This window comes from Marivita sp. (genome assembly GCF_051251565.1).
Lineage (GTDB): Bacteria > Pseudomonadota > Alphaproteobacteria > Rhodobacterales > Rhodobacteraceae > Marivita.
Map to the genome: position 1 here is coordinate 229,414 of NZ_JBPOFB010000002.1, position 18,238 is coordinate 247,651.

The 18,238-nt window shown below is 60.7% G+C and carries 16 protein-coding genes; 6 read left to right on the forward strand and 10 right to left on the reverse strand.

Annotated features, from left to right (window positions below; all coding sequences use genetic code 11):
- Positions 1-14: 14 nt before the first annotated feature.
- From nusA to ACSHXH_RS03600, 5 genes are all read right to left on the reverse strand, one after another.
- Positions 15-1,706, reverse strand: a complete 1,692-nt coding sequence (gene nusA / locus ACSHXH_RS03580) for a transcription termination factor NusA (protein ID WP_435670393.1) — start codon at positions 1,704-1,706, stop codon at positions 15-17.
- Positions 1,707-1,711: 5 nt separating this feature from the next.
- Entirely contained in the window at positions 1,712-2,281 is a 570-nt protein-coding gene (rimP, locus tag ACSHXH_RS03585; RefSeq protein ID WP_435670394.1) for a ribosome maturation factor RimP, read from the reverse strand.
- Positions 2,282-2,445: 164 nt separating this feature from the next.
- Complete coding sequence (locus ACSHXH_RS03590; protein WP_435670395.1) at positions 2,446-6,525, reverse strand: translocation/assembly module TamB domain-containing protein; 4,080 nt, start codon at positions 6,523-6,525, stop codon at positions 2,446-2,448.
- Between the two features lies 1 nt (position 6,526).
- On the reverse strand, positions 6,527-8,317 hold the full coding sequence (locus tag ACSHXH_RS03595) for an autotransporter assembly complex protein TamA (protein ID WP_435670396.1): 1,791 nt from the start codon (positions 8,315-8,317) through the stop codon (positions 6,527-6,529).
- 195 nt (positions 8,318-8,512) lie between these two features.
- Positions 8,513-8,998 (reverse strand): hypothetical protein, encoded by a 486-nt coding sequence (locus ACSHXH_RS03600; RefSeq protein WP_435670397.1) that lies wholly within the window; start codon positions 8,996-8,998, stop codon positions 8,513-8,515.
- Between the two features lie 181 nt (positions 8,999-9,179).
- Between ACSHXH_RS03600 and ACSHXH_RS03605 the strand changes: the two genes are divergently transcribed.
- Both ACSHXH_RS03605 and ACSHXH_RS03610 read left to right on the forward strand, forming a co-directional pair.
- Positions 9,180-9,464 (forward strand): hypothetical protein, encoded by a 285-nt coding sequence (locus ACSHXH_RS03605; RefSeq protein ID WP_435670398.1) that lies wholly within the window; start codon positions 9,180-9,182, stop codon positions 9,462-9,464.
- Positions 9,406-10,140 (forward strand): winged helix-turn-helix domain-containing protein, encoded by a 735-nt coding sequence (locus tag ACSHXH_RS03610; protein ID WP_435670399.1) that lies wholly within the window; start codon positions 9,406-9,408, stop codon positions 10,138-10,140. Before ACSHXH_RS03605 ends, ACSHXH_RS03610 begins: the two co-directional genes overlap by 59 nt.
- Positions 10,141-10,195: 55 nt before the next feature.
- On the opposite strand, the gene ACSHXH_RS03615 is transcribed toward ACSHXH_RS03610, so the two are convergent.
- The 4 genes from ACSHXH_RS03615 to rbfA all read right to left on the reverse strand — a co-directional run bounded on the left by ACSHXH_RS03615 (position 10,196) and on the right by rbfA (position 13,512).
- Complete coding sequence (locus ACSHXH_RS03615; protein WP_435670400.1) at positions 10,196-10,975, reverse strand: 3'(2'),5'-bisphosphate nucleotidase CysQ; 780 nt, start codon at positions 10,973-10,975, stop codon at positions 10,196-10,198.
- Entirely contained in the window at positions 10,962-12,308 is a 1,347-nt protein-coding gene (locus ACSHXH_RS03620; protein ID WP_435670401.1) for a TldD/PmbA family protein, read from the reverse strand. Before ACSHXH_RS03620 ends, ACSHXH_RS03615 begins: the two co-directional genes overlap by 14 nt.
- Positions 12,309-12,371: 63 nt before the next feature.
- Positions 12,372-13,133, reverse strand: coding sequence for a phosphodiester glycosidase family protein (locus ACSHXH_RS03625; protein ID WP_435670402.1), 762 nt, complete (start codon positions 13,131-13,133; stop codon positions 12,372-12,374).
- A complete protein-coding gene (gene rbfA / locus ACSHXH_RS03630; RefSeq protein WP_435670403.1) occupies positions 13,117-13,512 on the reverse strand; it encodes a 30S ribosome-binding factor RbfA in 396 nt (131 codons plus the stop codon). Before rbfA ends, ACSHXH_RS03625 begins: the two co-directional genes overlap by 17 nt.
- An 84-nt stretch (positions 13,513-13,596) precedes the next feature.
- Between rbfA and dapB the strand changes: the two genes are divergently transcribed.
- Together dapB and ACSHXH_RS03640 are read left to right on the forward strand one after the other, a co-directional pair.
- Complete coding sequence (dapB, locus tag ACSHXH_RS03635) at positions 13,597-14,415, forward strand: 4-hydroxy-tetrahydrodipicolinate reductase (RefSeq protein WP_435670404.1); 819 nt, start codon at positions 13,597-13,599, stop codon at positions 14,413-14,415.
- Positions 14,416-14,499: 84 nt separating this feature from the next.
- Positions 14,500-14,859, forward strand: a complete 360-nt coding sequence (locus tag ACSHXH_RS03640; protein WP_435670405.1) for a dihydrodipicolinate reductase — start codon at positions 14,500-14,502, stop codon at positions 14,857-14,859.
- A 2-nt stretch (positions 14,860-14,861) separates the two neighbouring features.
- Here ACSHXH_RS03640 and ACSHXH_RS03645 read toward each other — a convergent pair whose 3' ends face one another.
- Positions 14,862-15,044 (reverse strand): DUF1674 domain-containing protein, encoded by a 183-nt coding sequence (locus tag ACSHXH_RS03645; protein ID WP_435670406.1) that lies wholly within the window; start codon positions 15,042-15,044, stop codon positions 14,862-14,864.
- Positions 15,045-15,123: 79 nt separating this feature from the next.
- Here ACSHXH_RS03645 and ACSHXH_RS03650 point away from each other — a divergent pair, with 79 nt between their 5' ends.
- Complete coding sequence (locus ACSHXH_RS03650) at positions 15,124-16,404, forward strand: RsmB/NOP family class I SAM-dependent RNA methyltransferase (protein ID WP_435670407.1); 1,281 nt, start codon at positions 15,124-15,126, stop codon at positions 16,402-16,404.
- Between the two features lie 85 nt (positions 16,405-16,489).
- Positions 16,490-18,238: a heparinase II/III family protein gene (locus ACSHXH_RS03655; protein WP_435670614.1), complete on the forward strand. Its 1,749-nt coding sequence runs from the start codon at positions 16,490-16,492 to the stop codon at positions 18,236-18,238.

Sequence of the window (18,238 nt, forward strand, 5' to 3'; positions counted from 1 at the left end):
TGGTTAGGTGCAGGTTAGGCCTGCGTTTCGTCGTCCATGTCAGACGGGTCGGTTTCGTCCGCCTCTGCTTCGGCTTCAAGCTCGGTCGGATCGACCCAGCCCAGCAGAACACGCGCGGTCATCACCAATGTCTGTGCTTCTTCCAGCGACATATCAAAGGGCTCAAGCAGGCCTTCGTCCTTGTGACGCGCGCCGTCGATCGTGGTCCAGCCACCGGCCAGTTCCCAATCCGCACAGGTGGCGAAGTCCTCAAGCGTCTTAACGCCGTCCTTTGCCAGAACTTCGATCATCTGCGGCGTGAGGCCGTCAAAGTCGATCAGGCTTTCCTCGGCACCCAATGCACGGGCGTTTTCGAGCGCGGCTTTCGCCTGAGCTTCGAGGTTTTCGCGGGCACGGGTCTGAAGTTCTTCGGCAGTGCCTTCGTCGACACCGTCAATGACCAAAAGCTCATCTAGTTCGACATAGGCGACTTCTTCCAATGTGGTAAAGCCTTCGGACACCAGCAATTGTGCGAAGAATTCGTCAAGGTCCAGCGTGTCCATGAACAGCTGCGTACGCTCTTCGAATTCTTTCTGACGACGCGCCGATTCTTCTTCTTCGGTCATGATGTCGATATCGAGGCCCGTCAGCTGTGATGCCAGGCGGACGTTCTGACCACGACGACCAATCGCCAGCGACAGTTGCTCGTCGGGAACAACAACTTCGATGCGCTCTGCATCTTCGTCCAGAACAACTTTGCTCACTTCAGCAGGTTGCAACGCGTTCACGAGGAACGTTGGGATGTCCTCATTCCACGGGATGATGTCGATCTTTTCGCCTTGAAGCTCGTTCACAACGGCCTGCACACGCGAACCGCGCATACCCACACAGGCACCCACAGGGTCAATTGAGCTGTCATAGGAAATCACGGCAATCTTGGCGCGCGAGCCCGGATCACGGGCAACGGCCTTGATTTCGATGATGCCGTCATAGATTTCCGGCACTTCCATCTTGAACAGTTCCGCCATGAATTCCGGCGCTGTCCGCGACAGGAAAATCTGCGGTCCACGCGTCTCGCGGCGCACATCCTTGATGAAACAGCGGATACGGTCGCCATTGCGATAGCTCTCGCGGCCGATCTTTTCGTTGCGACGCAGGATGCCTTCGCCCCGACCCACATCGACGATGACGTTGCCGTATTCTTCGCGCTTGACCACACCGTTGATGATGGTGCCCGCACGATCCCGGAATTCTTCGTATTGACGATCCCGTTCGGCTTCGCGCACCTTTTGCAGGATCACCTGCTTGGCGGATTGCGCGGCAATGCGGCCCATTTCAACCGGGGGCACTTCTTCGACAAAGGTGTCACCGATCTGAGCCGCGCCACCAAATTCGGTGATCGGCTGACCGTCGCGCAGCCAGACCGCGTTCTGGGTCGACTTGGGAGCGACGAAATAGGGTTTCGCGCTCTCGGCTGTGAATTCGGCCTGATAGTTCTCATGGTCGTCGTCTTCGACCACGGTGCGCACGCGGGTAAAGGTCGCGCGGCCGGTCTTGCGGTCAATCGCCACGCGAATGTCCATCTCGGACCCGTAGCGCGACTTTGCAGCCCGCGCGAGGCTCTCTTCCATCGCTTCGACGACCAACCCGGGGTCGATCATCTTTTCGCGCGCCACCGCTTCGGCGGTCTGCAACAGTTCCAACTGGTTGGCGGAGGTGATTGCCATTCGGTTTACTCCTCTTCGGGCCCTTCGGCCTCAATCACGTCGTCAAAATTGTTCTCGTCGAAGCCTTGGGCTTTGCGCGCCTTCAGCATTTCCTTAATCAGCTCGTCAGTCAGAACCAGCTTGGCGTCAGTCAGCCAGTCGAATTTCAACCCGACCGTGCCTTCGTCCAGATTGACCAGCACTTCGTCTCCCTCGATCCCGGCCAACACGCCCTTAAAGCGCTTGCGCCCGTCGATCAGCTCGGATGTTTCGATTTTGGCCTCATAGCCTTCAAACGTCTCAAAATCCTTGAGACGGGTCAAAGGACGGTCAATCCCCGGTGACGACACTTCGAGAGTGTAGGTGTCAAGGATCGGGTCCTCGACATCCAATGTCGCGCTGACCGCTGTGCTGATTGCGGCGCATTCATCAACTTCGATTCCGCCTTCGGGACGTTCGGCCATGATTTGCAGCGTGGCGATCTTGCCGGTCATCAGACGGATGCGCACCAGCTCGAACCCCATATCCTCAAGCAGAGGGGTAACGATTTCCGCCAGACGTCGGTCCATCGCGGCTCTTGCGATCAGGTCAGACATGGTTGCTTTGGTCTCCAGGCACAAAAAAACGGGCGCGCGGCCCGTTGAAGAATTCGGTGGGTGAGAACCTAAGCCAACACGCCGCTGTTGGAAGTCCTATAAGAAGCGCTTCCCGACTCTGCAAGCGGATTCGTGCTTCGCACGGATTGCGGTGGCAGGGGTCTTTAGTAATCGCGTTCGAAAAAGATGCCCAAGGATGAATTGCCGGTATTGTCGACGCTGCCGCGTGCGGTGATGTCTGACGTCACATCGAGGTTGAGGTTGATTTCAGTCCGTCCGCCGCTTTCGACAACCACATCCGAATAAACATTGTCGGAAATATACTTTCCCGCCCGCACTGCCGTGCCGCCATCATCGGTCTGGGTCACGTCAAGATCATCAAGCCCGAACCCATCGCGCAGCCGTGACAGAATGCCGATGCCGCCGCGCCCGGCCAGTTCGGCCACTGCATTGGCCAATTCCAGCGCCTGCAAGGCTGACAGGTTCGACAGGTCACGCCCGAACAGCAATTGCGCCAGCACTTCATCTTCGGGAAGTTCGGGGCTCGACGAGAACGAAATCTCGGGGGATGACGCCGGCCCATCAAGGATCACCCGTACGATGATACCATTGGCCTCTGTCTTGGCCACAAAGCGCAGCACGGGGTTGAAGCTGCCGCTAAGCTGGATGCGCCCCTCGTTCAGCGTGAAGCGCTGACTCAGGATGTCCAACCGACCGCGCACCAGCTCGAACCCACCTTGCGGGACGATCGCCGATGTTGGCCCTGTCACCCGCAATTGCCCCGCCAATTCGGCATCAAGCCCACGTCCCCGGACAAAGATCTGTCCGGGCGCGGTCAGCGTCAGATCAAGGCGCGTGGTTGCTGGCCTGCGCACCGTTTCGACAGCGGTGTCTTTCGTACTGGTGATTCCGGCCCGGTCCAATGTGCGCATCACGGGGCGCGTTGCGCCCAAATGATCAATCGGGGGGATCGCACCAAGCGCGGACACGCCTGAGGATGGCACCTGAATTTCAGTCTCGCTCAGCTGCAGTTCCCCGCTGATCAACAAGTCGCGCCCAATCGGTCCGGTCAAGGCGACGACACCCTCTAGGCTTGTGTCATACAGATCGACATCGCGGATACCAAACCGGGTTAACGTTGCGGTTAGTGCCGCGTCAAACCCGTTCAGACCAAGGCGACCGTTCACATCGACAGACCCGCCATTGTTGCCCTGCGCGGATAACCCCACCTGTGCAGCCCCATTGGCCAATTGGATTTGCCCGCTGATCGGCGCAAGGATGATCCCCAGCGTTGGCGCGCTGAACTCGGCCCCTTGCGGTGCGATTGTCCCCGACAGGCTGGCCAGAGCCAAAGGGCCGGACATCTGCAAGTCCAGATTGGCCTGACCATTCAACCGGCGCGGCGCGATGAACGCATTGGCAAGCCCAAGCGGCGCCGCGCCATTGATCGAAAGCGCCGCCGTGCCGCCATTCGCCAAAGTGCCGTCAACGGCCAGAGTGGTGCCCCCTGGGCCGGTCAGATCGACATCAATCCCGTACCCGGTCGCCCGTTGTTGGACCGTGCCATCCACCAGCAAAGGGCCCTGAAAATCTGGCGCGATCAGCCCGACATTGGCCAGCCGTGCGCTGATGCCAAGATCGCTCAGCGGTCCGCTCACCTTTGCAGAAAGCGCAGGGTTCTGCACATCGGCACTGAGCCGACCCAAGGCACCGTTCTGGCCCGTGGCGCTGGCACTGAACCGGGTCACCCCAGCCAGCAGTGCGTCGATAAGTGGATTGCTCACGCTCAATCCCGATCCCTGACCGCTGGCTGTCACGTCAAACATACCGCCGTTTCGGTAGGTGCCATTGACGTCGATCACCGCTTGCCCGCGCAACTGCTGACCCGCCAAACCCGACAGCGGGGCCAGCGTATCGGCCACCAGCGAGAGCGCAAATTGCGCATCCGGTGCGCGCAGCAGGTCGGTCACAATCGCCGATCCGGTCGCGTCAATCGACCCGGTGTCAAGGCGGACCGCCTTTAGGGTCAACCGCTCGGGTGTCTGTTCCCAGTCGAAATCGCTGGTGACCGTGGGCGCGGACCCGACCGCTTGCGACAAGCGGGAATCCGACAGGCGCAGCGATGTGCCCGAAACCGTCAGTTCCCCGCCAAGGGACACGAGCGCGCCGCTGTCCGCTTGCGCCAACACGCCTGTGCCTGAAAGCGTCAGAGTATTTGCCGATCCCTGTGCCGCGCGAATATCGGTCGTGGTGATATCTGCACGCCATGTGCCGCTTGGCCCGCCCGTGGCCGTCACATCCACCGCCCCGCTGCCAAGCAGGATGCCCCCCGCAATCGGCAGGCGTACTGCGTCCGTCTGGTTCGACAGATCGGCGGTCATCTCAAGGCTGCGCAGCGTCGTCCCCGAAAACATCACCACACCGTCCAGTGAGGCCGCGCCATCGGCATCGCCGGGAAACACCTGATCCAGATTGCTTAGCACACCATCAAACCGCAGTGCCGTGTCAGCACTCGCGATCTTGCCAGCGGCTTCGATCCGCGCGGCAGAGGTGACCACGCGCGCATTGCGCAGCGTCGTTCCGGTCTCGTCCCGCCGCAGGTCGATGCGCGCCGATCCAATCCCGGCCAGCACCCGGTCCGCCACATCCTGCCCCAAGGTCAGGTCAAGCGTGGTGCCATCAACGACCAGATCCGCCATGCCGGAAATCGGTGCAACGTCACCGTTCACCTGCACTTCGACCCGCCCCGCCAGTTCGCGCCCGGCCACCGCTGAAAAACGCTGGAGGTTTTCCGCCACGACCCGAAGGTCAAGCGCCAGTGGCATCGTGTCTGTACCAGTCCAGACGGCGCTGCCGCGCAGCCCGTAATCTGCGCCGCTGGCGTCAAGCCCGGTCACGCGGATGGGCTGTCCGCCTTGATGATCGACCCGCGCCGCACCCGACAGATTTGTCCCCACTGCCTGGGCCAGTGCTGGATCGGTCAGCGCCAAATTCTCTGCGGACCAGTCAAGATCCAGTCCAAGCTGCCCGTCTTGGGAAAAGCTTTGCTGGTCAATAGTCCCGCGCCCGCGCAGGCGCAGCAATTCCAAAGTCGCCGCCGGGTTCGCAAATTCCGAAATCCGCGCATCAAACGTCAGATCGCCATTCAACTCGGCGTCAAATGTCACCGAACCAACCTGCGTGTCCCCGCCCCCGAACGGCAGAACGACGGGCCCTCCCTCGGGATTGGCGATCCGGCCTTGCGCATTCAGTGCCTCTAGCCAGCCGGTGTTCGAAATCACCGCGCTTCCTGTCAGCGACAGGGTGTTCGCCGTCAGATCGAATTGTGGCAATTCCGTCCGACCCGATGCGTCGCGCGTCACCCGCGCCTGCAAACCGATCTCGGTGCCGAAAAATGCGCGGGTTTCTTGGGTCAACAGCGGCGTTGGATCGCCGTTGATATCAACCTGCACGTCCCAGCCTCCGGTCTCTTCGGGTGCCAGGACCTCAACCACGCCGGTGATGCGGGGTGTGTCATCCGTCGCCAGTGCGATATCGGCGGTAAACGCGTCGATTTGGCCCTCGCCCTGTACCGAAAGTGTCAAAGACGGCGCGCCGGGGATGCCCAGCACCGTCGCGGCCAATCCGCCAGCTTCTTCTTCGGCGCTCAGATCAACAACCAGATCGCGCGACGCCGGGTCATACCGTGCCGCCAACAGGATCACTGCCTGTTGCCCGTCAATCCGCGCCAGCCCAAACTGTATATCTGCACCGCCACTTTCAAGCGTCGCCGCGCCGGTTATCGAGAACTCGGCGTCTTCCCCCAAAAGTGGTGCGCCCAATAGAACAGAGGCAACCGTGATCTCACCAATCTGAACCGACACAGGCAAATCCGGGATCGTGAACGGCGTCGCTTCGGCGCTGGGCACGGCCGACCCGGCATCGGGGGCGCGTGACACGATCACGCGGTCCGCCTCGAACGTGCTGACATCCACCACGCCGCGCAACAGCGCCGCGCGGTTCCAGTTCAGTGCGACGTTTTCCGCCCGAAACCATTCGCCCTGCGCATCGGAAATCGACAGCAGCTCTATCGACGCCGCACTCGACAGCGCGCCCTGAAATCCCCGGATTCGCACATCGCGCCCCGCGCCGGACAACGCGTCCTGCAACAATCCCGCCAGATAGCCGGGGTCTTCGTCACTGTCCTGCGCAAAGCTGGCAATCGGCCACCACAGGCAGACTAGGAGGATCGCAATCAAACGCATGTCAAAAGGCCTGTCCAATTCCGATATAAAGTTCAAACGCCTGCCCGGCCTCGTCGCCGGTCACGGGTGTTGCAATATCCACCCGAATGGGGCCGATCCCGGTGTTGTACCGCAGCCCGAACCCCGCCCCCGCATGCCAATCGCTTTCGCCGGCAAAGCCGCTCTCATCGGTGATGAACCCTGTGTCGTAGAACCCGACCAGCCCGATAGTGTCGCGCACGCTTGCGCGCAGTTCGGCAGATAGGGCGGCAAAGCTTTGCCCGCCGGTAAACTCGCCATTCTCTGCGGTGACGCCAAGGGATTGATAGGCTTGCCCGCGCACGGTCCCGCCGCCACCGGAGTAGAACAGGTAATCGGGCACCGTATCCTCAAGGCTTGGCCCCCAGACAGAGCCGATCTGCGCCCGTCCTGCCAGCACAAACCGATCTTCGGCACCAAACCCGACATAACCGCGTGCGTCCGTCGTGAACCGCAGCCCGCTTTCGGTGTCATCCAGCCCCAGAAAGGGCGTACCGGTTGCGGAAAGGTAATACCCTCCCGTCGGGTTCAAACTGTTGTTGCGCGTGTCATAGGTCGCTTCCAGATCCGCCGTCAGGAGCTGAAACTGCCGGTCGCCAAAGGCGTCTTGTGTGTCGATATACCGATACCCAAGTCCGAAACTCGCGCTTAACTGGTCGGAAAACCGATGCAACAGCCCAGAGGAAATACCGATCTGATTGCTGCTGAATCCTGGTTCGTTCAACTGCTCGATCTCGGCGGTGAGATAGAATTCCGTGTCCGGTGTGAAGGTCGCGGGCCGCCCATAGGTCAGCGTCAGCGCATAATCCATCTCGGAGGTGTCAGTCCCAATGCCCGACACTTCCCCATCGACCCGCAGCCGTTCAGCCCCTTGGAACAGGTTGCGATGCAGCCAGAACGCGCTGATCTTGCCGCCCTCTTGCGTCGACAGCTCGGCCCCAAAGCCGAAACGCCGGGGTTTCTGCTCTGCCACCTGCAAAGCAAGGTCCAGACTGCCATCGGCATTCGGCGTCTCGGCCTCGGCCACCGCTACGGAACTGAACACGCCTGTCTGGCGCAAACGCCTTTCGGCCTCACTGATCTCTTGCGGGTCGAACACGTCCCCTTGCGGCAAACCGGCGATTTCCCGAATGCGGGTGCGCCGTACACGGTCATTGCCCGTCACAACGACGTCGCCGAAACGCAAGCGTGGACCCGGCGCAAGACCAAGCCGCACATCCAAAGCGCGGTTGGGATGATCTGCCGTGATCTGCTGTTCCTCCAGCCGTGCCTTGGCGTGCCCCACATTGCGCCACGCGGCAACACCCACATCGACCGCATCCCGGATTGGGCCGGTCCCGGCGCGTGCCCCGCTTTGGAACGTCTCGGGGATCACAGTTCCATCTGCCAGTGGCGCAATCTCGGCGCGCCCAAACTGAAACCGTGGGCCGGGATCAACCTCGACCAGAATTGTTGTGATGCGGGCAGGGGCCTCGAACGGTGAAATGTCTGCGGCTTCGCGCTCGTCTATCTGGATCGACACTGATGGCGCGAACCGTCCGCCGCCATACAACGCGGCAACAATCCGCCCATAGTCTGCCTGCGCTGCGGCGATCAACGCTTGCGGCGTGGCGTCTTCGGCATCGAGCAACGCAACCAGAGACATGGCGTCTTTCAATTCGCTGCGCAACTCTGCGCTGCCGCCGGTTATATTAAGATCAAGGTCTTGCGCGGTCCCGGCAAGGGGGACTGTCAGGAAGAAAGTGCACAAGATGGTGCGGTGCAGCCGGTTCATGCGCCCTAAACCTCGTATTTTCGTTGCGTAACCCTAGCATCCCAACGACTCAGCCTCAAACGGGTTCCGCTCGCGTGGCATCACATTTCAGAACGTGTGCGCCGTAGATGGAAAAGGCCCGCATGGCGTGGGGTCACCATGCGGGCAAGGCGCGGGGCACCAAGGACCAAGGCCCCCCGGCACGTCCGGCGCGGTTCAGTTGCGCGCCAGTGTGTAGCCGCGCTGCCGCAAACAGGGCAAAGCATATGCCCGCGCAGTGCCGCGCCGTGTTTCCACGTTCATTCGGCAGGCTTTGGGCAGGCTGCGGGTGTGAATGTTGTTCCGCTCAAGGCAGCGGTCGATCACCACACGATTGACGTGCCCACCTTCGATCTGACGTACACAGCTTGCTGGCAACGCGCCCCTGCGCCCTGATTGGCGGATATCGCGCTGGATCACCTTGGGGATGGGTTTATGCGAATAGACCTGTGGTTTCGGACGGTGCTGGATGATCACCGATTTCCGGTCATCGCGATCGGTGTCGCGGGCGTTTTGGATGGCCTTGCCGATGATGAACACCGTGGCGGCCCCGGCCAAAAGCCGCGCAATGTCGTCTTCCGACGCAGCGCGCGCCGGTGCTGCCGAAAACGCGGCAATTGTGGTCGATACGGCCAAAACAGCGGCGATGAATCTGCGTGACATGGTTGGGGTTCCTTTCCCTGTCTGGCCCCGGCAAGGGCGGATATTGGGGCAGGGCGTTTTGGCCGCTGCCTGTGAAACCATCTCGGGCCTTTGTGCAAAGTCAGGCAATATCGCGCCCCCGCTATCCGATAGCGGTGTGCACGTTATTGAATTTCCGACGACTTCGACGCAGGGTCACGCCATGAAACACATCTTCGCCCTTCTGATCCTCGCCGCGCTCAGCTGGCCCGCCGCCGCACAGGCCGCGTGCTACGCTGATTATAAGGCAAAACAGGATGCGCCCTTGCGCCTGCATTACGGGGTTGCCGAAATTTCGGGGCCCTGCACGTCTGCATCCGCCACCCAACAATTGCAGTCCCGGCTTGCGCAAGCGGGGTGGACGCTGCTCAATGTGGTGTCGGTGTTTGATGAAAACGGGCTTGCCGAAAGGAAAGACAGTGCCGGACCTCATTACCTCCGCTACTGACGCGCGCCGATCCGGCACCCGCATCGTGGTGATCGGCATCAGCGTGATTGTGGCCCTTCTGCTGTTGGCAGGCGTTTTTCTTGTCCTGACCTTGCCGGATGCCAACGCTTTTGATGCCCGGGTTGAGCAAATCTTTGTGGAAAACGACGATCTGACCTCGCAGGCTGAGGTCAAGCTGCTTGAAATTCTTGCCCAGTCCGGCACCGCTTTTTCCGACACATTGGCGGGGTATCGCACCACGATCTTTGTTCTTCTGATTTTTGCCACCGCGATGCTGGTCGCAGCCTTGGTGTTTCTTGTGATGCTTGTGTTGCTCAATCGGCGCATGGCCCAGATCGAACGCTCGGGCATTCAGGTCAATTCCCTGATCGTCAGCCGCGAGGAAAACACCGTTTATCTTAATACGATGGGGTTCAAGCTCACCGATGCGATGATCGAAACCATCTCGATTCTCGCCGAGGCGCGGCTTGACGACGAACTTCTGTCTGGTGCCCAGATCGAAGCGATCATTTCCGGCCGCTCCGAAGTGGATTGCGACGAGGCCGCAGGGGCCACCCGGATCAAACGCTTGCGAGATGGGTTGGGCAACCAGTTGGTGAGCGAACTTTTGATCAAGAACATCGCCCGGCGGGGCTACATGCTTGCCATCGACAAGGATGTTATCGAGGTGCTGTAAAGAGGAACGACGTTGCGGCGTTGCAGACCACATGCCTGCGAAAGACACGCATCAATCAGGTATAGACCAGCCGTTCGGCAATCTTGTCGTGCAACACGTGCGACGCGCCCAAAACACCCGCTGTCTGTGGAACCTTGTTGTTGAATTGCAAAGCTGCGCCATGCCGATCCGTCACAAGAGCCCCGGCCTCTGACAAGATCAGCGCCCCGGCGGCGATGTCCCATTCCCAGCTCGGACGCAGCGTCAACATCGCATCATAACGCCCTTGTGCCACCAGACACAAACGATAGGCGAGCGAGGGACGATGCGACCGGGCAAAGGCCGGCACGGTGTCACGCCAATGAATCGGGTCCATGTTCGGCTTTGTGGCCAGAACCCGAGCATCATCAATTTCCAATATATCAGAAACACGTAACGGTTCCCCGTTGCAAAACGCACCCTGCGTGATGTCAGCGGAATACAGCAAATCCATTTCTGGAAGGTAAACGACCCCCTTTGTCACGACCCCATTCTCAACCACCGCAAGCGAATGCGCCCAGGTGGTTTCCCCGTTGATAAAGCTGCGGGTGCCGTCGATCGGATCGACGATGAATACCCGCTCCAGATCAAGCCGCGCTGCGGTGTCTTCGGTCTCTTCGCTGAGCCAGCCATAGCTCGGGCGCGCAGCAGTCAGGCCTTCGCGTAGTGCCTGATCCACCGCATAATCTGCTTGTGTTACTGGCCCTGCGTCATCCGGTTTATGGTCGACATCCAGACCTTTCGCCTTGTGATGCAACGCTATTTTCCCTGCCTGTCTCGCGGCGTCGATCAGCAGGTCAAGATCACTCTCCGGCAAGCGTCAGCCCCTCAACCAAAAGCGAGGGCACAACCCGGCTCAACCAAGGGCGCGCATCATTTGCAGGCGTGATTTGTTTCAGCATTTCTATGAGATTGCCGGCAATTGTCACGCCGCTGACCGGGTAGGCGATTTCGCCATTCTCGACCCAGAAACCGGCCGCGCCGCGCGAATAGTCGCCTGTGTTGGGGTTGATCGTCGACCCGATCATCGATGTCACGACAAGCCCCGTTCCCATCTGTGTGATCAGTCCTGCGCGGTCCGTATCCCCTTGCGTCATGTGAACATTCGACACGCTGGGGGATGGTCCACCCGTGGTACCGCGCGATGCGTTGCCGGTGGCGGACAGCCCAAGCTGGCGGGCCGTCGCAAGATCGAGCGTCCAGCCGGTCAGCACCCCGTCCTTTACGATATCCCGCGCCTGCGTGGCCAAGCCTTCGGCATCAAAGGGGCGCGATCCACCAACCCGCACGCGATGTGGGTCTTCGGTCAGGTTCAGACCCTTTGGAAGAACCTCTTTACCTAATAAATCCAAAGCCCAAGATGACCGCCGCGCAATCGCAGTGCCGTTAATGGCCATCAACAGATGCCCAATCAGTGAGGATGAAATCCGTTCATCGAACAGCACCGGATAGGCCCCGGTCTTGGGCTTGCGCGGGTTCATCCGCTCAAGTGTCCGATCCGCTGCGGTCCTTCCGATATCCGAGGCAGACCGCAGATCGCTTTGGAAAATACGCTGATCGCCGTCGTAGTCCCGCTCCATCCCAGTGCCTGTTCCGGCAATGGCGACACACGATACAGACCGTGATGTGCGTTGATATCCTCCGGAAAATCCGTTGGTGGCCGCCAGATGAATCGCCTGCGATCCGTAGCCTGCTGACGATGCCGACACCTGCGTGATGCCGTCCACCGCCAACGCAGCACCTTCGGCATCGCGGGCGTCTTGTTCAAGCTCGGCCGGTGACGGCTCGGGCGTGGGATCATACGTCTGGAGCCAGTCCGCCGCGCGATTGGTCGCCAATTGCGCCGGATCCGCTAGACCGGCATAGGGGTCTTCGGGGGCCTCACGCGCCATCGCTACGGCACGCTCAGCCATCATGGCAAGACTGTCGGCGCGCACGTCGGACGACGATACGTTCGCAACCCGCTGCCCGACAAAGACGCGCAGTCCAATATCGGTTGATTCCGACCGTTCGGCCTGTTCCAGCACACCGTTGCGCACGTCGATAGAAAGCGAACTGCCCGTGACGGCAAGAACGTCTGCGGCATCGGCTCCGGCGTCCTTGGCGCGCTGCAACAGGCTTTGCGTCAGGTCATCTAGCGTGGGTGTCATGGGGCCTCCGGTGCCGTGCTTCGTGCCGCAGAGAGGTAGAGCGGCAAGGCACCTACCGCAACCCTACTCGCGATCCAGCGGGGCAACCACGCCGACAATCGGCCCCAGCCAGCGCCCGAAATCCGACCGGTTCAGCTGTGGCGCGTGCAGGCGTGACACGCTGCCATCAAAAAACAGCGCTTGCGGCAGATTGAGGTCGTCGCGGAAGATACGCCCGAATTCATGGAACGTTACCGGTTGGTCCGAGATCACGAAGACCACACGCGTGCCATCCTCGGATGTGCCAACGCCATTGCGGATATACCTCGATGTTCCGTTCTCCAGGAACCTCGGGTGCAGCTCACCGTCGATCACCAGCATCGGGCCGGATTGCGTCGCATGGCGACAATCGGGGCGCGCGGTGTCATACCTCAGCGTTTCGATCACATCAGCGCGGCCGTCACGGATGCAGAACACTCCGTTCGGCAACAGACCGAAATTGCCCGGACCGGCGTTTGGAATGACGCGCATGATCTCTTGGCCGTCTTCGATATAGTGCCCAACCGGGGCGCGATCAGCATGATACATTCCGCCGTTCATTGCGAAACTCAGCGTTCGGCCCTCTGCCGCCAACATGGCTTCGATCGTTGAGAATTGACCGAACTTGTCGCCCGAAGGGGCATCAAGAAAGAGGCGCAGGTCATGGGCGCGCGGATCCACGTCGCAAGCGGTATAGCGCAGCCCGTCAAAGGTCCGTTCCGTACATGCCACGTCTGCCTGCGCCGCGCTTCCCAAGCCAACCACCAGCCCCAATGCGGCCAGCGTGATCCTAGCTGTCGAGGTCACGGCGAACATCATCCTGTTCGAACATGCGGCGTGTGTCGTCCATTCGGTCGAACGTGTCGTCCAGCCGAAACCGAAGTTCGGGTGAAAACTTAAGGGTGAGGTTTTTCGATACCAACCTGCGCAATTCGCCCCGATTTCGGTTGAGCAGTTCAAGGATATCGTCCTGCCCCTTACCGCCAAGCGGGATTACAAACGCGGTTGCCATGCGCAGGTCGGGGGTTGTGCGCACTTCGCCGACTGTGATGGAATATCGGTTCAGATCGGGATCGTGAATTTCCCCACGCGCCAGCACTTCGGCCAACGTCCGTCGGATCAATTCCCCCACACGCAGCTGCCGCTGGCTGGGTCCGTCAAAGCTTTGGGATCGGTTTTTTGCCATGATCGGCACATAAGACGTCTGGCGACCTTTGCCAAGCCAGAGGTCACCAGCTATTGAAGCGAAAATCCACCTGCGGAGAGTATCATGAGCGAAGAGATCGGTGTCGTCGTCACGGGTGTGTCCGGGCGGATGGGGCAAATGCTGGTGACTGAAATCGCCAAGCACCCCCGGATGCATCTGGCTGGGGCGGTTGAGCGCGTGGGCCATGACTGGGTGGGAAAGGATGTGGGCACCGCGATGGGTGGGGCGGCGAATGGTGTGATTGTCTCTGACGATCCGCTGGACTGCTTTGCCCGTGCGCAGGCGGTGATCGACTTTACCGCGCCTGCGGCCACGGTTGCCTTTGCAGAGCTGGCGGCGCAGGCGCGTGCCGTGCATGTGATTGGAACCACGGGGCTTTCAGAGGACGACCTAACCAGGATCAAGGCTGCCGCGCGGCATGCTGTTGTTGTCCGCGCGGGCAATATGAGCCTTGGTGTCAACCTGCTGACCGTGCTGACCCGCAAGGTCGCGGCCGCATTGGATGCGGACTACGATATCGAAGTGATCGAATATCATCACAACAAGAAGGTCGATGCGCCTTCTGGCACCGCTCTTATGCTGGGCGAGGCGGCTGCTGAAGGGCGCGGCGTCGATCTGCGCGATGTGTCCGACCGCGGTCGTGACGGTATCACTGGCGCGCGCATGCGGGGCGATATCGGCTTTGTGGCCATTCGGGGTGGCGACATTGTCGGCGAACATGACGTGCTGTTCGCGGCCGAGGGCGAACGCATTACGTTGCGCCACGTGGCCAGTGACCGCGCGGTGTTTGCCCGTGGCGCGCTCAAGGCGGCGTTATGGGGGCAGGACAAGGCTCCGGGGGAATACGACATGCTGGATGTTCTGGGCCTGTCAGGCGACTAAGATTCGGCCTGCGTGACGGACCATTTTGATCCAAACGCATCTCTCCTGCGTAATACTGGGTAAGATTTGTACGGAGGCCCATTTATGACCCGCGATGCGTTTATAGCCGCCCTTTTCATGGCTTTTGTTTTGCCGAGCATGGCCGTAGCCGAACTCAAGCGCATCGAAAGCAAGTCGGAATTTGTCCAGCTTATCCAAGGCAAAACCTTGTCCAGACCTTTGGTGCGCCTGCAGGTTAACCCGGATGGTCAGATTTCGGGGCGTGGGGCCACGTGGGACATCACCGGGTCATGGTCGTGGCAGAACGGTTTTTTTTGCCGAGAGCTGAATTGGGGCGGGGATGACATGGGTTACAATTGCCAAGAAGTGCGCGCCGACGGCACAGCGATGCGGTTTACCGCCGATCAGGGTGCAGGCGAATTCGCGGATTTCCGCCTGCGCTGATCTCAAAAGTCGATAGCCAGGCCGCCTTTTTCCCAATCACCGTAACGCACAGGTTCCGGCCCGTCTCGTCCACCCAATTCCTTGGGCAAGGGCGCTTCGGATTGGGCGTTGCGGCGACGTTCTTCGGCTTCGGCCAAGGCGCGCTGGGCAGCAGGGGGCAGGTCTTTGAGAGTGTCAGATGTCATCACGGTCTTCCATATCGCCTGCCTTTGATATACGCGCCATCCGGTCCGGGACAACCCCGGCCCATCACAGGACAGCCTCTTGCACGCACCCGCATCGCCCCGCCTTGTCGCCCTTGATGGGCTGAGCCAGATCATCGGCGAAGGCCGCATGATGTCGGATGTCATCAGCGACCCAGTGTGGCAAGATCTCACAGCTCCCGAACGTGCTGCGGCACAACGGCTTGTCACCGAAACGCTGCGCTATCTGGGGCGGGCCGATCACTTGCTGGCCCCTAATCTGCAACGCCAGCCGCCGTTGCGGGTGATGAACCTGTTACGCATGGCCACGGTCGAACTGATGACCGGGGGGGCTGCGCATGGCGTGGTCAACGAGGCTGTGAAACTCGCCGGGCGCAACAAAAAGACCGCACCGATGAAGGGACTGGTCAACGCCGTTCTGCGCAAGATCACCGCGATTGAGCCAGAGGCGTGGGACAAAGCTCCCGACACGATGCTGCCGAAATGGCTGCGCCCAAAGCTTGCAAAAGCCTGGAGCAAGCCTGTTGTGGCCCAGATTGAACGCGCGCATGCCGTGCCGCCGCCGGTGGACCTTTCCGTCAAATCCGACGCTGCTGGCTGGGCGGACAAACTGGGCGGCACGCTTCTGCCCACGGGCTCCATCCGTCTGACTGCACGCGGCCAACTGTCGGCGTTGCCGGGGTTCGACACGGGTGACTGGTGGGTGCAGGACGCGGCTGCGGCCTTGCCCGTGCAATTGCTCGGGGATGTGACGAGTAAGAGGGTGCTTGATATTTGCGCCGCCCCGGGTGGCAAGACAATGCAATTGGCAGCCGGTGGGGCAGATGTGACCGCGCTCGATATCTCTGGCCCCCGCATGGCGCGAATGACCGAAAATCTGACCCGCACCAAGCTAACGGCCAAGACCGTCATCGGCGATGCGCTGACCTATGAGGATGGCCTGTTCGATGCGATCCTGCTGGATGCGCCATGCTCGGCCACTGGCACGATCCGGCGGCATCCCGACCTGCCCTATGTCAAAACACAAACCGGGATCGACGATCTTGTGGCGCTTCAACGTGCCTTGCTGGCCCGATCTCTTGAGCACCTCCAGCCGGATGGCATGCTGATCTATTGCACCTGTAGCCTGTTGCGCGAAGAGGGCGAGGACCAGATCAAGTGGCTGCTGTCGCAGCGTGACGATATTGAGGTTCTGCCGCCCGTGGCCACCGGGCTTGAGCCTGATTGGATCAGCCCGTCAGGCGGGGTGCGGCTGCGCCCGGACTATTGGGCCGACGCAGGTGGGATGGACGGGTTTTACATGTCCGTGCTGCGCCGCAAAGGCAAAGCCTTGCCTGCGTGAGAATTGCACCGTGACTTGGTGTGCCCACGTGGGTATGATGCACCCATAAGAACGCTTGCGTGAACGCAAGGCTGAGGCAGAGCTGATGTTTCGACTGGACGCCGCAAAACGGGCGCAGACCCGGCTTTTGAACCGTGTTCACGCGCGTCTGTCTGCGCGCGTTAAACCTGCAACTGCCTTTGTTGGACAACCTGAGCCGCGCACAGTCGGGTCGTTTGCCCGGGGTCGTCAACTGACAGCTGGCAACCTTCTGTTCGCCGGTCATCTTGTTGAAGCGCCCGGTGCAATCCTTTGGGACATTGCCCCACCAGACGATGCGTTTCTTGAAGAAGTTCACGGATTTGTCTGGTTGGATGATATGGCCAGCGTTGGGGATGCCGCGACGCGCAAGGCCGCGCAGGCTTGGCTGTTCAACTGGATCGACAGGTATGGCAACGGTTCTGGCCCCGGTTGGACGCCCGAACTTGCGGGACGGCGGGTCATCCGGTGGCTGCATCATGCGTTTTTCGTTCTGGGCGGCGCAACGCCCGAACAGTCCCGCGCGTTCTTTCGCTCGATTGCTCAGCAGACCATCTTTCTCAATCGCCGCTGGCACAGCTCTCCGCCCGGTTTGCCCCGGTTCGAGGCGCTGACCGGGCTGATTTCGGCGGGCCTGTCGTTGCAAGGCATGGAGAGCCAGGCCGACCCCGCCATCAAGGCCTTGGGCCAGGAATGCGTACGCCAGATCACCGATGCAGGCGGGCTTCCGACGCGCAATCCTGAGGAATTGCTTGAGGTGTGCACCCTGCTGATCTGGGCGCGCGATGCCTTGCATGAAAGCAGGCGTGTGCCCGAACCGTCTCATCTTGAGGCCATTGCCCGCATCGTGCCCACTTTGCGCGCCCTTCGCCATGCAGACGGGGGGCTCGCGCGATTTCATGGCGGTGGGCGCGGGGTTGAAGGGCGGCTTGACACCGTGCTGGCGACAGCCGGTGTCAAGGCGCAGGCAGCGCAAGAGCTTGTCATGGGATATGCCCGGCTTGCCGCAGGTCGGACCACCATGATCATTGATGCCGCAGCCCCACCCAGCGGTATTGCGAGCTTCAACGCACATGCCTCGACGCTGGCGTTTGAACTGACCTCGGGACGACGTCCGCTGATCGTGAATTGTGGCTCGGGATCGACCTTTGGCGAAGACTGGCGCAGGGCTGGGCGGGCGACGCCGTCCCATTCGACTCTGTGTCTTGATGGGTTTTCCAGCGCGCGGCTTGGGGCAACGTCCCGGATGGGCCCGATTGAACGTGAACTCTTGGACGATGTACCAAAGAGCGTGCCTGTTGAAATGTCCCGCGCGTCGGATGGTGTCCGGTTTGAGGGCGGACATGACGGGTATTTGCGCACCCATGGCCTGACCCATGCACGCATCCTAGAGCTAACCTTTGACGGGCGGGGCATCGTGGGCGAAGATCTACTTGTCGCGCTCGATGCAGCCGCCAAGGCACAGTTCAATCACAAACTTGAAGACAGCCGCCTGAGCGGCGTGCCTTTTGACATCCGCTTTCACCTGCACCCCGAGGTCGATACCGCCATCGACATGAATGGCACGGCCGTCAGCATGGCGCTGCGAAGCGGCGAGATTTGGGTTTTTCGTTTTGAAGGCCACTGTGATTTGGCTTTAGAGCCGTCGGTTTACCTCGAAAAAGGCCGTCTGCGCCCGCGCGCGACGAAACAGATCGTTTTAACTGCCCGCGCAATGGAGTATGCGACCCGCGTTCGCTGGTCGTTGGCCAAGGCTCAGGACACCGCCATCGCGGTTCGGGATCTTGCTCAGGACGATGCGACGCTGCTGAACTGA

What these genes read in the sequence shown, in the direction of transcription:
- nusA (WP_435670393.1), bottom strand. Translation starts at nt 1,706, where the DNA reads ATGGCAATCACCTCCGCCAACCAGTTGGAACTGTTGCAGACCGCCGAA.
- rimP (WP_435670394.1), bottom strand. Translation starts at nt 2,281, where the DNA reads ATGTCTGACCTGATCGCAAGAGCCGCGATGGACCGACGTCTGGCGGAA.
- ACSHXH_RS03590 (WP_435670395.1), bottom strand. Translation starts at nt 6,525, where the DNA reads ATGCGTTTGATTGCGATCCTCCTAGTCTGCCTGTGGTGGCCGATTGCC.
- ACSHXH_RS03595 (WP_435670396.1), bottom strand. Translation starts at nt 8,317, where the DNA reads ATGAACCGGCTGCACCGCACCATCTTGTGCACTTTCTTCCTGACAGTC.
- ACSHXH_RS03600 (WP_435670397.1), bottom strand. Translation starts at nt 8,998, where the DNA reads ATGTCACGCAGATTCATCGCCGCTGTTTTGGCCGTATCGACCACAATT.
- ACSHXH_RS03605 (WP_435670398.1), top strand. Translation starts at nt 9,180, where the DNA reads ATGAAACACATCTTCGCCCTTCTGATCCTCGCCGCGCTCAGCTGGCCC.
- ACSHXH_RS03610 (WP_435670399.1), top strand. Translation starts at nt 9,406, where the DNA reads ATGAAAACGGGCTTGCCGAAAGGAAAGACAGTGCCGGACCTCATTACC.
- ACSHXH_RS03620 (WP_435670401.1), bottom strand. Translation starts at nt 12,308, where the DNA reads ATGACACCCACGCTAGATGACCTGACGCAAAGCCTGTTGCAGCGCGCC.
- rbfA (WP_435670403.1), bottom strand. Translation starts at nt 13,512, where the DNA reads ATGGCAAAAAACCGATCCCAAAGCTTTGACGGACCCAGCCAGCGGCAG.
- dapB (WP_435670404.1), top strand. Translation starts at nt 13,597, where the DNA reads ATGAGCGAAGAGATCGGTGTCGTCGTCACGGGTGTGTCCGGGCGGATG.
- ACSHXH_RS03640 (WP_435670405.1), top strand. Translation starts at nt 14,500, where the DNA reads ATGACCCGCGATGCGTTTATAGCCGCCCTTTTCATGGCTTTTGTTTTG.
- ACSHXH_RS03645 (WP_435670406.1), bottom strand. Translation starts at nt 15,044, where the DNA reads ATGACATCTGACACTCTCAAAGACCTGCCCCCTGCTGCCCAGCGCGCC.
- ACSHXH_RS03655 (WP_435670614.1), top strand. Translation starts at nt 16,490, where the DNA reads ATGTTTCGACTGGACGCCGCAAAACGGGCGCAGACCCGGCTTTTGAAC.